Raw genomic sequence first — 14,212 nt, 5'->3', positions numbered from 1 at the left:
AACTTAATTAGTGTGAGTAAGTTCCTTCATCTACATTATTCTGTTGTGTACCAGGCTCTTCTACCTTTACAATTTTGTATAATTTATCAGATGGACGAACTCTAAATTCTGTTTTAAAAGTAACCACATCAGATTTCGAAGCTTTAGTAGCCCCTTCTTTACCATCTACCATCATATGTTCAATTACAATTTCTTGAGAACCTGTAGTTGGTCCTTGAATCAAGACTTTATCACCCACATTTAAATCATAGGCTTCAATTAAAAATTCTGCAATATTTGATTTTGGATAGAAATGTCTTCCTTTACCAATGTAAATTTTCTTTTGTGTAGCACTGCTTCCAGAGTTTGGAGACCATTCTCCTAATTCTTGGCCAAGATAATAACCACTCCAGAAACCTCTATTATAAACAGTTTCCAACTGCTTCATCCAACCTTCTACTTTCTCTGCAGAAAATGTTCCATCAGCAATACTATCAATAGCTTCTCTGTAACATTTAGTCACCGTTGCTACATATTCTGGTGCTCTTCCTCTTCCTTCGATTTTTAGAACTTTTACACCAGCATCTACAATTTGGTCTAAAAATCCTATCGTACAAAGATCTTTAGGAGACATCATGTATTCATTATCTAATTCTATTTCGAAGCCAGATTCTTGGTCAATAACTGTATATTTTTTTCTACAATTTTGTTTACAAGCTCCTCTGTTTGCTGAAGAATTATGAGAATGAAGGCTCAAATAACATTTCCCAGAAACCGCCATACAAAGTGCACCATGACCGAAAATTTCTATTTCTACTAAATTTCCAGAAGGTCCTTTGATTTGCTCTTTTTCAATTTGAGAACAGATTTTTTTGATTTGAGTAATAGAAAGTTCTCTACTCATCACCATCGTATCTGCAAAAAGTGCATAAAACTTAACCGTTTCTATATTGGTAATATTAATCTGAGTAGAAATATGCACTTCCATGCCTATTTGTCTTGCATAGGCAATTACCGCCTGATCCATTGCAATTACTGCAGTAAGGTCTGCTTCTTTTGCTTTGTCAAGTAAGGTTTTGATGATGGATAAATCGTGGTCGTAAATAATGGTATTAAGAGTAAGATAAGTTCTCACCCCTTTTTCTTTACATCTTCTAGAAATTTCTGGTAAATCTAAAATTGTAAAGTTCATAGAAGCTCTAGCTCTCATGTTGAGTTGCTCTACACCGAAATATATTGAATCTGCACCATTATCTAATGCTGCTTGTAAAGAAGTAAAATCTCCTGCTGGAGCCATTAATTCTATTCTTCCGCTTTTTGTCATTCTAAAATGTAAAATTTTTGCAAAGATATGTTTTTTAGAATTATTCTAAAAAGCTTATAATAGATAGATTCGATTTATACTAATATCTTATTTTCTTTTTACTTAAAACATAAAATAAGACTATAAAAAATAGAATTATAAAAAATAAAGTAGTCCACATGATTACTAAAATTAATGGTTTTGTTAATATTCAAATTTACTTCAACCTATCTTTGGATTCAATACGTAAATTGTATGATATTCAATAAGAATTCTAAAATTTTCTTAAACTCGTTAAACTTTGTTAAAAGTGTAACACTAATAATTTAGTGAACACTAATTTTGCATTAAATTTGTTATACATAAACTATAAAAGAAGAATTAACAATGAAGAACAGTTTAAAACAATTATTACCTTTTGCTGTTGTAGGTATATTATCTGGTGCCACAACTTTTGGTGCAATAGAGTATTTCAAAACGAATGAAAATAACAGCGATTTTTCTTATTTCCATACTGCAAATGATAATGTAAAATTCGCAGGAATAAATTCCGCAAATGTGGGCGATGATTTTGTAAAAGCTGCAAAAACGACAGTTCCTGCAGTGGTTACCATTAAAAATTATCAATCCAGAAGTTCAAGTTCAAACAGAATGTCCGAACAAGACTTATTTGAACAATTTTTCGGAAATCCTTTTGGAAATCAAAGACAAAATCAAAAACAACAGCAGCCTCCTAAAGATGTTCCTTCTGGATTAGGAAGTGGCGTGATTATTTCACCAGACGGTTACATTATTTCTAATAATCACGTAGTTGCTGGTGCCAATAAATTAGAAGTTATTCTAAGTAACAAGAAAAGTTACGTAGCTAATCTTATTGGAACAGACCCAAGTACAGACATCGCTCTTCTAAAAATTGAAGAAAAAGGTTTGCCTTATCTTAATTTTGCCAATTCAGATTTAGTAGAAGTAGGACAATGGGTTTTAGCAGTAGGAAATCCACTAGGTTTAAATTCTACAGTTACTGCAGGAATTGTTTCAGCTAAAGGAAGAAGCATAGACTTGCTAAGTCAACAATCTAGAACTCCTATTGAAAGCTTCATTCAAACAGATGCAGCGATTAATCCAGGAAATTCTGGTGGTGCTTTGGTTAATGTAAACGGAGACTTAATCGGAATCAACTCTGCCATTTCTTCTAATACCGGTTATTATGAAGGTTATGGTTTTGCGGTTCCTGCTAACTTAGCTAAAAAAGTAGTTGAAGACATTAAAAAATTCGGTTTGGTACAAAGAGGATTCTTAGGAGTTGTAAGTTTAGACCTCTCTGATGATAGACAAGTTGCCACTTATAATCAAAGTCAAAAAGCCAACATCAAAGCAAGTAGCGGAATTATGATTACTGAAATCACTGAAAATAGCGGTGCTGAAGATGCTGGATTAAGAAAAGGAGATATTATCAAAAAAATAGATAATTCTACCATAGAAACTTTCGCGGATTTATCGGCAGCAATTGGTAGCAAAAGACCTGGAGATAAAGTTATGGTAACTTATATTAGAAATGGTAAATCTTATACTGAAACCGTAACGCTTAAAGACCAAAAAGGAGGAACTTCATTCCGAAGCAAAGCAGATTTATCTGTTACAGAAAAAATAGGAGGTGAATTCGAGGTTTTAAGTGACCGTTTTAAAACGGATTATGGTTTAAATAGCGGTGTAATTGCAAGAAATATAGTAGAAGGTGGTGAGTTAGAAAGAATAGGCGTTTATGACAATTACATCATTATAGAAGTCAATGGAAAACCTGTAAATTCACAAAAAGATGTAGAAAAAATCTTAGATGGATATAAGGGAACCGTACAAATAAAATACGTAGACGAATACGGTAGAATGTACACCAGAGGTTTTAAAATGCCTTAATCATAGTTTTATAAATTCCAAAGAAAAAGCCTTTCAAAAAATTTTGAAAGGCTTTTTTTATTTAGACTTAGGAAATTCTTTCCTTTTATTTCGTTCGTAAATTACTTCTACTATTTTTCCTCCTAACCATGCAAAAGGAAAATAAGTAATGAAGATTAAAATTTTATAAAATGTAGGATGATAAGGGAAAACAATAATGTCTAACATGGCTATAAACAGCAAAATGAAGCCAATAAGAATTGCATAAGCTACTTTAGCATACTTTACAATAATCGCCGTAGTAACACCACCAATTGTTGCTCCAAAACCTGAAGAAAGAAGTAATGTCCAGAAAAAACCTGGCTTATTTTCTACACTTTTCAACAATTCCCACCAATGTTCAAACGGAAAAAAACCTTCATAATTCACCCATGATGAATTAATTTTTACACCCAGCGAAATAACGACTCCTGCCATCGCCAAGCCACATAAAACGCCTAATGTATTTCTTAAAAAATTCATGTCTTAGAACTGATGTGCAATCATAGAAATTTCTACACTCACATTTTTGGGCAAACAAGAAACCTCTACTGTTTCTCTTGCTGGATAATTCCCTCCTTCGAAATAAGATGCATAGATTTCGTTCATCACTGCGAAATCATCCATACTTTTTAAGAAAATAGTAGATTTTACTACATTTCCGAATCCCATTCCTGCTTCTTCTAAAATGGCTTTTAGATTTTTCATCACTTGGTGTGTTTCTATTTCTATTCCATCCAATAAATTCCCAGTAGACGGATCAATAGGGATTTGACCAGAAATATAGAGAACGCCATTTACAAGGTTAGCTTGTGAATACGGACCAATTGCAGCGGGTGCATTGTTAGTAGAAACTATCTTCTTCATATTTTTGTAAAATTATCATGCAAAGATAAAATTTCTGAACAAATAAAAAATAGTGTTCAGAGATTCCTTCGTTTTTTAGAAAGTACTGCCACTTTGTTGGAAACTTCTTTCCTTGTATTTTACAGCGTCTTTTAAAATATTTGCTTTTATGCTGATAAAGAAATCATATACTTTATATTGACCAAAAGGCACCCAATTAAAGGTAAAAGAGAAACTTCTTTGGTCTCTAGAAAATCCTAATCTGGTATACGCTAAACTTTTTGAAACAAAATCATAATGCGTGTTTCCGCTTAAACTCCAATAAGGTGTAAGTTTTACGCTACCATCTAAACCTAGTGAAGCTACACTTTTCCCAAATCTGGTATTGGTTTTAGAATAACCATAATTGGCATTAAGATTCAAAGTCCAAGGTTGATTAAATCGGGAGTAATTATCTTGGTCAAAATAATAGACTTCGTTTCGTATTTCTCCTTTGGTTTTATACTTAGTCGCTAAATCTTCTTTTTTCCCAAAAGTTTCATTGTTCAGAGGGAAAGAAAAATTCATGCTGAAACTCTGGATATTAAAATGTCCAAAATTCTCAGTTCTAATACCGTTTTCTTGACCTGGAATAAATACAATTTGATATGGGTCTATCAAAACATTAGAATTTACACTTAATTTATTTTGAAAGAAAGAAGTCTGTGTACTAATCGAAATCAATGACCATTTGTATTTATCCGCAGCAAAATTATAACCTCCAGAAATATTTAAACTTTCAAAAATTTTAACTTTTTTGGTTCCTGTAGAATCGGTTTTACTTCTCACCTTCATCTCTAAGTTGTTATTGATATTGAAACCAATAGACTGTGTTAAACCTTGATTAGGTGAACCAAACATCCCTCCTTCAAATATAGAATAAGTGGTTAAAACGCCTCTTTCGTCATAATAACTTTTGAAATATCCAAACTTTGGATCTCCAAAATCTGGAGAATACGTGAACCCAATACTCGGAGTTACCATGTGTCTGATGGCTTGAATTTTAGATTTTTCACCAAATTTCAACATTCCATACAAAACGGTTTGCAAACTTGCAGATGTAGAAAACGTAGAATAACCCGTCAAATTTTTATTCAAATTCCTTTCTAAAGTATTGGTAACTGGATTGTAATTTTTACTAATCGTTTTAGTAGTTGCTACATTATCAATATTAGCGCCTAATGAAAATGTGAAAAATTTAGCAACAGTCGTGTTTGTAGCAAGCGCAATGTTATTTTTAGCACCAGTTTGCATATTATCCCACATGGTTTTGGTGAATAAATCGTCATTTTTCACCCCAGAAACATAATTACTGAATTGCAATCCAGTATTTACGGTAATGTTTTCTAACATCCCCGTTCTAATTCCTGTCTTTGGTTTAAATAAATAAAACTGATTGGTAGAAACATTCAACTGCGGCAATCTAATATCGGTAAGTCCCGTAGTAAAGTTTTGTGAATAACTACCTGTTCCCGTGATAGTTATCGGCAAATTCAAAAATCTTTTGGTAAAGCTCACCGTAGAGTTTTGTTGTGCATTTAGAGCACTTTGGTTAAAAATATGGGAGTTATTAACCGTGTTATTGTAGAATTTGTTACTCGTAATATTTACAGATGCCGAAAAATTAAAAAATGGATTGGCTTTAGAATCTTGAGTATGTGTCCATGCAATATTATAAACACTGCTTTTGGTATAATTTTCTAGACCTTTAATTCCTCTAATGGTAGTTCCTATTTCACCTCGGAAAGAACCATTGTACTTATAGTTTTTTCGATAAGTTACTTCTGGTCTGAAGTTCCAACTTCCCTTAGTATAATAATCAAAGTAGGTTTTCACATCAAAATGCTCCCCAATTGGCAAATAATACCCCAAACTATTCAAGAAAAATCCCACATCTTGTCTTTCCCCAAAACTCGGAATAAGAATTCCCGCCATTCTTTTTTCAGAAAACGGAAGAATTGCAAATGGTAGAATAAGTGGTGTAGGAACTTGCTCTATATACATCTGTATAGGCCCCGTAATTAATTTAGAATTCTCTTTACCCTTTACCAATTTAATATCTGGCGCAAGCAAATAATAATCTGCTATGGTATCTTTTTTCTTAAGGAAATATTCGTCTGTAGTATATTTTCCTCTTTTAAGATAAAAAACAGAGTCATTTACTTTTTTGGTTTTTTCTGCTACAATTACACCTTCACTTTCTTCTGTTCTAGCATTGTAAGCAATGGCTTGTTTGGTTTTATAATTGTAGCTGAATTCGGAATATTCATATTTTTTACCACCTTGAGTTGCTACAGCAGGTTCTGTAATTTTTCCTATAGAATCTACTTTTCCTCTTGCAAAAATCAGTCCTTTGTCCCAATCTATTTGGATATAATCTGCATTAATCTTCATATCTTGATATGAAACTTCTGCATTTTTATTGAGATAAGACATTTTTTTCGGAACTTCGTTTCTAATATTATCCGCTTTAGAACGTACAATATCATCTATTTGCTCTTTTTCTATTTTTACGGTATCTGTTTTGGAAACAGCAGTTACCTTATCACTATTTTTAGGCGCATTTTCTAGCTTATTTTGTGCTAAAAAATTGTTAAAAATTAGGATAATTAAAATTTGTAAGGTATTTTTGAGACCGTTTTTAATCAATGGAGTGTATAATTTCAGGCTCCAAAATTAATAATTTTTAAAAAATGAATACGCATAAACACGCATTTAATATAATTTTAACAGTATTATTTTTAATATTTGCTCAATTAGGCGCTCAAAAGAAGTTTGTTATTGTATTAGATGCCGGTCACGGCGGTTCTGATGTGGGAGCAACTAGAAAATACGAAAATATAGGATTAGTACAAGAAAAAGACGTTACACTAGGCATCGTATTGAAGCTTGGCAGAATGCTCGAAAAAAATAAAGATTATAAAATCATCTACACCAGAAAAATAGACGAATATCCTTCTCTAGCAGATAGAACAGACCTTGCCAATAGAAGTCATGCCGATTTATTTATCTCTGTACATTGTAATGCAAGCACCAAATCTACACCTTACGGAACAGAAACTTATGTACAAGGTCCAGACCAGAACAAAACCAATTTAGAAGTTGCCAAAAGAGAAAATGACGTAATTTTCTTAGATGATAAAGACCGCGAAAGATTCGCTTCTTACGACCCAACTTCTCCAGAATCTTTAATTGCATTAAGAATTCAGCAAAGTAAATATCTAGAAAGCAGTTTGATTTTCGGCGGTTATGTAGAAGAAAATTTTGTAAAAAAAGACAAAAGATATTCCAGAGGAGTGATGCAGAAAAACCTTCACGTACTACGTCTTAATGCGATGCCATCTGTTTTAATAGAAACGGGATTCATCAGTAATGCTGAAGAGGCGGCATATTTAGCTTCTGACAAAGGTCAAGATGAAATTGCAGAATCTATTTACGACGCGATTACCAGCTACAAAAAACGAATCGATAGAAACCAGAAAAAAATAGTAGAAGAACCAAAAGAACTTCCTCTAAAAAATGATTTCAGAATTCTTTTGATGAGCACTCCAAACAAATATGCTGTGGGAGATCCTGCTCTCAAAGGACTTAATTACATCTTAACCATCAAAGAAAATGGTTTGTACAAATATTACTACAGCGTAACTAATTTTGCTTCTATTAAAGAGAACAACCTTAAAACCGCTAAAGATGCTGGATTTAGAAATGTCACTGCTGTAAGTTTTATTCCTAACCAAGACATGAACACTGGCTACTATAGATTAGAAGTCTACACCGGAAAAGATAAATTACCTAGCTCTTCCCCAATATTAAAACTATTAAAAGACGTAGAAAGAGTAAAAGCTAATGGCATATTTTACTACACTTATGGCAATGTAAAATCTCTAGAAGCGGCCACTAAACTTCAAAAAGACCTTGAAGAAAAGGGTATTACCAATACTACAATAGAAAAAGTTTATAAATAATCAAGAAAATTTTGCGAGTTCTAAAAAAGTTCTTATTTTTGCACGCACAAAAAAAGAATGGCCTATTCGTCTAGTGGTTAGGACTCAAGATTTTCATTCTTGCAACAGGGGTTCGATTCCCCTATAGGCTACAAATTTTAAAAAAAAATTAAAAAATAATTTGCAAATTAAAAAATAGTTTTTATCTTTGCACCCACATTTCAGAAACAATTATGGCAAATCATAAATCAGCACTTAAGAGAATCAGACAATCTGAGAAAAGAAGATTGAGAAACAGATACTATCACAAAACTGCTAGAACAGCTGTGAAAGTATTAAGAAATGAAGAAAACAAAGCAGCTGCTTCAGAGCAATTGCCGAAAGTAATCTCTTTATTAGACAAACTAGTAAAGAAGAATATTATTCACAAAAACAAAGCTGCTAACTTAAAAAGCAAGTTAACTAAACACGTTAACAAGTTAGCTTAAGAATAAATTTCTGGCCCGTTCGTCTATCGGTTAGGACTCAAGATTTTCATTCTTGCAAGAGGGGTTCGATTCCCCTACGGGCTACCAAAATCCTCAGAAAATTTCTGAGGATTTTTTTTGTTTTAAAAATTTCATACCTTTGAGAATATGAAAATTCTAATATTAAACGGAGCCAATCTCAATCTTCTAGGAACTCGTGAGCCAGACATCTACGGAAGTACTTCAATGGATGATGTTTTAACACATTTAAAATCTGAGTATTCTCAACACGCTATTGAATATTTCCAGTCAAATTTTGAAGGGGAAATCATCGGAAAAATTCAAGAAAATGAATTTGATGCTCTTGTCATTAATCCGGGTGCTTTTACCCATTATTCTTACGCCATCGCAGATGCGCTTAAAAACCTCAGAAAACCCAAAATTGAAGTTCACATTAGCAATATTTATCAACGGGAAGAATTCAGGCAGAAATCAGTTACCGCAGCTTATACCGATGCTGTTCTTTCCGGTTTTGGTACAGAAGGCTACAGATTAGCGATTATTCATTTAATTTCTATAGTAAAATAAAAAAATCCTCAGCGTAAATGGACTGCCCCCAAAAAGTTAGACACTTTTTAGGGGTATTTTTTATGGGAAAAAGTAAATATTCATTAGACTTTAAATTAAAAGCTATAAAGAGATATCACAAAGGGGATATTGGAACAGACGATTTAGGAAAACGCATTGGAGTTTGTGGTTCATTGGTTCGTAAATGGATAAAATTTTATGAACTTTATGGAGTTTCAGGACTTGTTCGGCTTTCCAATACGCATTACACAAAAGATTTTAAATTAAAGATTTTATCAGTAATTGAGAAAGAGAATTTAAGTTTAAAAGAAGCGTCGAGAAGGTTTAATATTCCTGCGGAGTCCAGTATTCTTAGTTGGCAGCGTAATTACAAAAAAAATGGTATTTTAGGTTTAGAAAACAGACCCAAAGGAAGACCTAAAACCATGAGTAATTACAAGCGAAAAAAAAAGAAAACAGGCAAGCCCTTAACAAGGGAGGAAGAACTGTTGGAGAGGATTTATTATTTAGAAGCCCAGAACGCCATTTTAAAAAAGTTAGACGCCTTAATTCAGGAAAGGAAAAATCCAAAGCCATCGAAGAGTTAAGGCAGGACTTTGATTTAGCAGTACTACTGCATTGTACATCGATGGCAAGAAGCAGTTTTTATTACTATCAAAAACGCTTTCAAATGAAAGATAAATATGCGGAAATAAAAGAAATGATTAAGCAGATTTATCATCGTCACAAAGGAAGGTTGGGCTATAGAAGAATTACTTTGCTTTTGAAAGAAAAAGGAATTTTGATTAATCACAAAACTGTTTTACGACTTATGAAAATATTAGGTTTAAAGAGTATTATCCGAGTGAAGAAATATAAATCTTACAAGGGAGAGCAAGGGAAAATTGCGCCCAATGTTCTACAGAGGAATTTCAAATCGGACGCTCCTAATCAGAAATGGGCAACCGATGTTACAGAGTTTAATGTATCGGGTAATAAACTTTACCTATCTCCAATCATCGATTTATTTAATGGTGAAATTGTCAGTTTTGACTTATCTGAAAGACCTGTGTTTAGCCAAATCATCAGAATGCTAAAGAAATCATTCAGAAAAGTAAAATCTACACAGAACATCATTCTACATTCTGATCAAGGTTGGCAATATCAAATGAAACATTACCAAAACTTGTTAAAAGAAAAAGGTATTATTCAAAGTATGTCCCGAAAAGGAAACTGTTTGGACAATGCGGTGATAGAAAACTTTTTTGGAACGATAAAATCAGAAATGTTTTATACCAGAAAGTTTGGTTCCATTCAGGAACTTAAGATCGAAATAGTGAAGTACATTCACTATTACAACAATGATAGAATAAGACTCAATCTCAAAGGAAAGAGTCCGGTACAGTACCGAACTCTTTCCTTTGAGAATATTGTTTAATTTTGTCTAAACTTTTGGGTGCAGTCTAAAACTGAGGATTTTATATTTAGGTATTTCTCTGATTTTTATAATTGAGGTCCAGCTGAAACTAATCTTTTACCTTCTTCTGTATCACAATATTGTTCAAAGTTTTTAATATATCTAGCTCCTAAATCTTTAGCTTTAGCTTCCCATTCAGAAACATCAGCATAAGTATTTCTTGGATCAAGAATTCCTTCAGTTACATTTGGTAAAGAAGTAGGAATTTCTAAATTCATAATTGGAACTACAGTTTTAGGTGCAGATTCTATTGAACCATCTATGATTGAGTCAATAATTGCTCTAGTATCTTTAAGAGAAATTCTCTTACCAGTACCATTCCAACCTGTATTTACTAAATAAGCTTTCGCTCCGTGTTCTTTCATTTTACCAATTAATGTTTTAGAATACATTGTTGGGTGTAAAGTAAGGAAAGCTTCACCGAAAGCTGGAGAGAATGAAGGTTCTGGAGAAGTAATTCCTCTCTCTGTTCCTGCTAATTTAGAGGTATATCCGCATAAGAAGTGGTATTGAGCTTGATCATCACTTAAAATAGATACTGGAGGCAATACTCCGAATGCATCTGCTGATAAATAAACGATTTTTTTAGCGTGACCAGCTTTAGAAGGAAGTACAATTTTATTAATATGATAGATTGGGTAAGAAACTCTAGTATTTTCTGTAATAGAATTATCTTTATAGTCTATTTCGCCATATTCGTTTACCACTACGTTTTCTAATAAAGCATCTCTCTTAATCGCTCTGAAAATGTCTGGTTCTTTTTCTTCAGTAAGGTCAATTACTTTTGCATAGCAACCTCCTTCGTAGTTAAATACACCATTATCATCCCAACCGTGTTCGTCATCACCAATTAAATATCTTTTTGGGTCTGCAGAAAGTGTAGTTTTACCTGTACCAGAAAGTCCGAAGAATAATGCTACATCACCTTCTTCACCTACGTTTGCAGAGCAGTGCATAGAAGCCATTCCTTTTAATGGAAGATAGTAGTTCATCATGGCAAACATCCCTTTCTTCATCTCACCTCCATACCAAGTTCCTCCGATAATTTGGATTCTTTCTGTAAGGTTAAACATTACAAAGTTTTCAGAATTTAATCCTTGAGCCTGCCAATCTGGATTTACTGTTTTAGAACCGTTCATTACTACGAAATCTGGCTCACCAAAGTTTTCTAGTTCGTAGATAGATGGTCTAATAAACATATTAGTCACGAAATGTGCTTGCCAAGCTACTTCCATTACAAATCTTACTTTAAGTCTTGTATCTGGATTAGTACCACAAAAAGCATCTACTACATATAATCTTTTAGAAGTAGATAATTGCTCTAATACTAAGGTTTTACAGCTTGCGAAAATTTCTGGAGTTGTAGGAAAATTAACTTTTCCGTCCCAGCAAATAGTATCTTTAGTAACATCATCTAATACTATATATCTGTCTTTAGGAGATCTTCCAGTAAAAACACCTGTTTTAACTGCAACTGCACCAGATTCAGTAACCGCACCTTTTTCAAAGCCTTTATTTTTAGCAGACATTTCTGCTTGATAAAGCTCTTCATAACTTGGATTGTACACTACTTCATGATAACCTGTGATTCCTAAATCGTGTAGTTCTTGGATGATTTTTAAATTTTTCATAGTTAAAAAAATTATATTAATGATTCTTATTTTTTTGTATTACAAAATTAGCAAAAGTATATAGTTTTATTAAATCTTAATTGATGATATTGGTCACTGAAATCCATCATGACTAAAATTCTTAATTCATTAATTATCAAGCAATTAAATTTTTCCATTCTAATATATTTTTAAAATTGCGCTCAAAAAAGTAATTTTTGTAATCCCCAAATTTTGAAGCTAGAACGAAATCTCCGCCCCAAGCTCCCAAACTTTTGATGAAACTTGGGCAGTCTTGAAAGTGTTTTTCTTTAGCGGTTTTCATTCCTAAAAATTCACTTAACTTACTCTCATGCAGCATCATAAGGTTAGAAAACTCTTCCAAGGTTTTACATTGTAGTACTTTTTGAGTAATTTCTGAAAAGTCAGTTCTTAAATCTAAAGATTTTTTTTGAGACTGAAAAGCTCTTATTCCTTCTCTACTATCTTGCTTTTGGTTTAAATGAATGAAGATTAAATCATCAGTAAAACTAGGATTGAATTCTACTCTTTCCACTTTTCTAGGGTTATTTTGATAAAGAATGGCAGATTTTTCTTGAGCCACAGCTATATCATAACCACTTCCACCCAAAGAAAGTTCATTAAGAAGAAAAGCATCTATACAAGACCATTCTGCTAAATTATTCATCAATGTAGAACTACTCCCCAATCCATAATTCGAGGGGAACTGTAAATTAGTAGTAATCTTATACGTAGAATCGCTATGAAATTTTTCTGTAGAAAGTTTCTGTACGTTTTGAAGCACTTTAAGAATAAATGCTGCGCTTTCAGGAAGGTTGGTTTGTATAATTTCCCAATTTTTATAATCTATTTGGATAGAAAGCCAAGGTTTGTTCTCATGCAAAGCCTCCCAAAAAACCATGGAAGCACTATCTTTTTCTTCTTCTGAATAAAAATCTTGCCCCAATCGAGTAGGTACTGCTAAAGCTAAAGCTCCATCTAAAACAAAGTATTCTGAAGTAATCAGTAATTTGCCTGGTGAAAATATATGATTTTTCAAAGGATTTTATTTTTAACAAAAATAAAAAAAAAAAGCCACAAAAAAATTTGTGGCTTACTTTATTTTAAATTGCAGATGCAACTGTTACTTCGGAGTTAATCTTCTTTATCAGTCCTTGCAAAGTTTTTCCCGGTCCTACTTCTACAAAATTTGTAGCGCCGTCTTTAATCATGTTTTGTACAGACTGTGTCCATTTTACAGGTCCTGTTAATTGAGCAATCAGATTTTTCTTAATTTCATCTGGATTTGTAACAGCAGTCGTGGTAATATTTTGATAAACAGGAATGGTCGCTTTTCTAAATTTTGCATTTTCTATTGCCGCAGCCAATCTTTCTTGTGCAGGCTGCATTAATGGAGAATGAAACGCACCATTTACAGGTAAAATTAATGCTCTTTTCGCACCAGCTTCTTTCATTGCATTACACGCTTCTTCTACCGCTTTGGTTTCACCAGAAATCACCAATTGTCCTGGACAGTTGTAATTCGCTGGAACTACTACTCCACCAATTGAAGCACAAATTTCTTCCACTTTAGCATCATCTAAACCTAGAATTGCTGCCATAGAAGATGGATTAACATCACATGCTTCTTGCATCGCCAAAGCTCTTTCTGAAACCAACTTAAGTCCGTCTTCAAAACTCAAAACTCCATTAGCAACTAAAGCAGAGAACTCTCCTAGAGAATGTCCTGCTACCATTTGAGCTCCTGTTCCGTCAATTGCTTTTACAGCAGCTACAGAATGAATAAATATTGCTGGTTGGGTAACTTTTGTTTTTTTAAGGTCTTCATCAGTTCCCTCGAACATGATTTTTAGTATATCAAAACCTAGAATTTCATTACTGAAATCCATGAGGTCTTTAATTTCTTTTCTACTATCATAGAGTTCTTTTCCCATTCCTACGAACTGAGAACCTTGCCCTGGAAATACAAGTGCTTTCATAATTTTTTTTCGATAAATTTGAGTCTTATTCTTCTTTTGTTTAGTATT

The 14,212-nt window shown here is 33.0% G+C and carries 12 protein-coding genes and 2 tRNA genes; 7 read left to right on the top strand and 7 right to left on the bottom strand.

The window, feature by feature from the left end:
• Positions 1 to 7: 7 nt before the first annotated feature.
• Positions 8 to 1,303: a peptidase U32 family protein gene (locus EB819_RS12415; protein WP_069800833.1), complete on the bottom strand. Its 1,296-nt coding sequence runs from the start codon at positions 1,301 to 1,303 to the stop codon at positions 8 to 10.
• A gap of 366 nt (positions 1,304 to 1,669) precedes the next feature.
• Here EB819_RS12415 and EB819_RS12410 point away from each other — a divergent pair, with 366 nt between their 5' ends.
• The gene (locus EB819_RS12410; protein WP_069800831.1) at positions 1,670 to 3,196 is read left to right on the top strand and encodes a trypsin-like peptidase domain-containing protein; all 1,527 of its coding nucleotides are present in this window, start codon (positions 1,670 to 1,672) and stop codon (positions 3,194 to 3,196) included.
• A 57-nt stretch (positions 3,197 to 3,253) separates the two neighbouring features.
• Here the strand turns inward: EB819_RS12410 and EB819_RS12405 are convergent, their stop codons facing one another.
• From EB819_RS12405 to EB819_RS12395, 3 genes are all read right to left on the bottom strand, one after another.
• The gene (locus EB819_RS12405; protein WP_069800829.1) at positions 3,254 to 3,697 is read right to left on the bottom strand and encodes a hypothetical protein; all 444 of its coding nucleotides are present in this window, start codon (positions 3,695 to 3,697) and stop codon (positions 3,254 to 3,256) included.
• 3 nt (positions 3,698 to 3,700) lie between these two features.
• Positions 3,701 to 4,081: a RidA family protein gene (locus tag EB819_RS12400; RefSeq protein WP_069800827.1), complete on the bottom strand. Its 381-nt coding sequence runs from the start codon at positions 4,079 to 4,081 to the stop codon at positions 3,701 to 3,703.
• Positions 4,082 to 4,156: 75 nt separating this feature from the next.
• Positions 4,157 to 6,748, bottom strand: a complete 2,592-nt coding sequence (locus tag EB819_RS12395; protein WP_069800825.1) for a putative LPS assembly protein LptD — start codon at positions 6,746 to 6,748, stop codon at positions 4,157 to 4,159.
• Between the two features lie 44 nt (positions 6,749 to 6,792).
• On the opposite strand from EB819_RS12395, the gene EB819_RS12390 reads away from it, so the two are divergent.
• The 6 genes from EB819_RS12390 (at position 6,793) to EB819_RS12365 (ending at position 10,515) form a co-directional block, all read left to right on the top strand.
• The gene (locus tag EB819_RS12390; protein WP_069800823.1) at positions 6,793 to 8,064 is read left to right on the top strand and encodes an N-acetylmuramoyl-L-alanine amidase family protein; all 1,272 of its coding nucleotides are present in this window, start codon (positions 6,793 to 6,795) and stop codon (positions 8,062 to 8,064) included.
• Positions 8,065 to 8,123: 59 nt separating this feature from the next.
• Positions 8,124 to 8,195: transfer RNA gene (locus tag EB819_RS12385), tRNA-Glu, on the top strand.
• A gap of 81 nt (positions 8,196 to 8,276) precedes the next feature.
• Positions 8,277 to 8,531: a 30S ribosomal protein S20 gene (gene rpsT, locus EB819_RS12380; protein WP_069800821.1), complete on the top strand. Its 255-nt coding sequence runs from the start codon at positions 8,277 to 8,279 to the stop codon at positions 8,529 to 8,531.
• A 12-nt stretch (positions 8,532 to 8,543) separates the two neighbouring features.
• Positions 8,544 to 8,618: transfer RNA gene (locus tag EB819_RS12375), tRNA-Glu, on the top strand.
• 60 nt (positions 8,619 to 8,678) lie between these two features.
• Positions 8,679 to 9,098, top strand: a complete 420-nt coding sequence (aroQ, locus tag EB819_RS12370; RefSeq protein WP_069800819.1) for a type II 3-dehydroquinate dehydratase — start codon at positions 8,679 to 8,681, stop codon at positions 9,096 to 9,098.
• Positions 9,099 to 9,160: 62 nt separating this feature from the next.
• A protein-coding gene (locus EB819_RS12365) for an IS3 family transposase (protein ID WP_124878624.1) occupies positions 9,161 to 10,515 on the top strand; the annotation gives its coding sequence in 2 pieces (ribosomal slippage) (positions 9,161 to 9,635 and positions 9,635 to 10,515; 1,356 coding nt in all).
• Between the two features lie 65 nt (positions 10,516 to 10,580).
• On the opposite strand, the gene pckA is transcribed toward EB819_RS12365, so the two are convergent.
• The 3 genes from pckA to fabD all read right to left on the bottom strand — a co-directional run bounded on the left by pckA (position 10,581) and on the right by fabD (position 14,164).
• Positions 10,581 to 12,185 (bottom strand): phosphoenolpyruvate carboxykinase (ATP), encoded by a 1,605-nt coding sequence (gene pckA, locus EB819_RS12360; protein WP_069800185.1) that lies wholly within the window; start codon positions 12,183 to 12,185, stop codon positions 10,581 to 10,583.
• A gap of 136 nt (positions 12,186 to 12,321) precedes the next feature.
• The gene (locus tag EB819_RS12355) at positions 12,322 to 13,224 is read right to left on the bottom strand and encodes a GYDIA family GHMP kinase (protein WP_069800183.1); all 903 of its coding nucleotides are present in this window, start codon (positions 13,222 to 13,224) and stop codon (positions 12,322 to 12,324) included.
• A gap of 64 nt (positions 13,225 to 13,288) precedes the next feature.
• Complete coding sequence (gene fabD, locus EB819_RS12350; protein WP_069800181.1) at positions 13,289 to 14,164, bottom strand: ACP S-malonyltransferase; 876 nt, start codon at positions 14,162 to 14,164, stop codon at positions 13,289 to 13,291.
• Positions 14,165 to 14,212: the final 48 nt, after the last annotated feature.

Origin of the sequence: Cloacibacterium normanense, assembly GCF_003860565.1 — a bacterium.
Classification (GTDB): Bacteria; Bacteroidota; Bacteroidia; order Flavobacteriales; family Weeksellaceae; genus Cloacibacterium; species Cloacibacterium normanense.
The sequence above is the reverse complement of the archived record's forward strand: the minus strand, read 5'-3'. Positions and strand labels throughout refer to the sequence as shown.

Coding starts and splice junctions, on each gene's coding strand:
- fabD (WP_069800181.1), bottom strand. CDS start 14,164: ATGAAAGCACTTGTATTTCCAGGGCAAGGTTCTCAGTTCGTAGGAATG.
- EB819_RS12415 (WP_069800833.1), bottom strand. CDS start 1,303: ATGACAAAAAGCGGAAGAATAGAATTAATGGCTCCAGCAGGAGATTTT.
- aroQ (WP_069800819.1), top strand. CDS start 8,679: ATGAAAATTCTAATATTAAACGGAGCCAATCTCAATCTTCTAGGAACT.
- rpsT (WP_069800821.1), top strand. CDS start 8,277: ATGGCAAATCATAAATCAGCACTTAAGAGAATCAGACAATCTGAGAAA.
- EB819_RS12405 (WP_069800829.1), bottom strand. CDS start 3,697: ATGAATTTTTTAAGAAATACATTAGGCGTTTTATGTGGCTTGGCGATG.
- EB819_RS12400 (WP_069800827.1), bottom strand. CDS start 4,081: ATGAAGAAGATAGTTTCTACTAACAATGCACCCGCTGCAATTGGTCCG.
- EB819_RS12390 (WP_069800823.1), top strand. CDS start 6,793: ATGAATACGCATAAACACGCATTTAATATAATTTTAACAGTATTATTT.
- pckA (WP_069800185.1), bottom strand. CDS start 12,185: ATGAAAAATTTAAAAATCATCCAAGAACTACACGATTTAGGAATCACA.
- EB819_RS12410 (WP_069800831.1), top strand. CDS start 1,670: ATGAAGAACAGTTTAAAACAATTATTACCTTTTGCTGTTGTAGGTATA.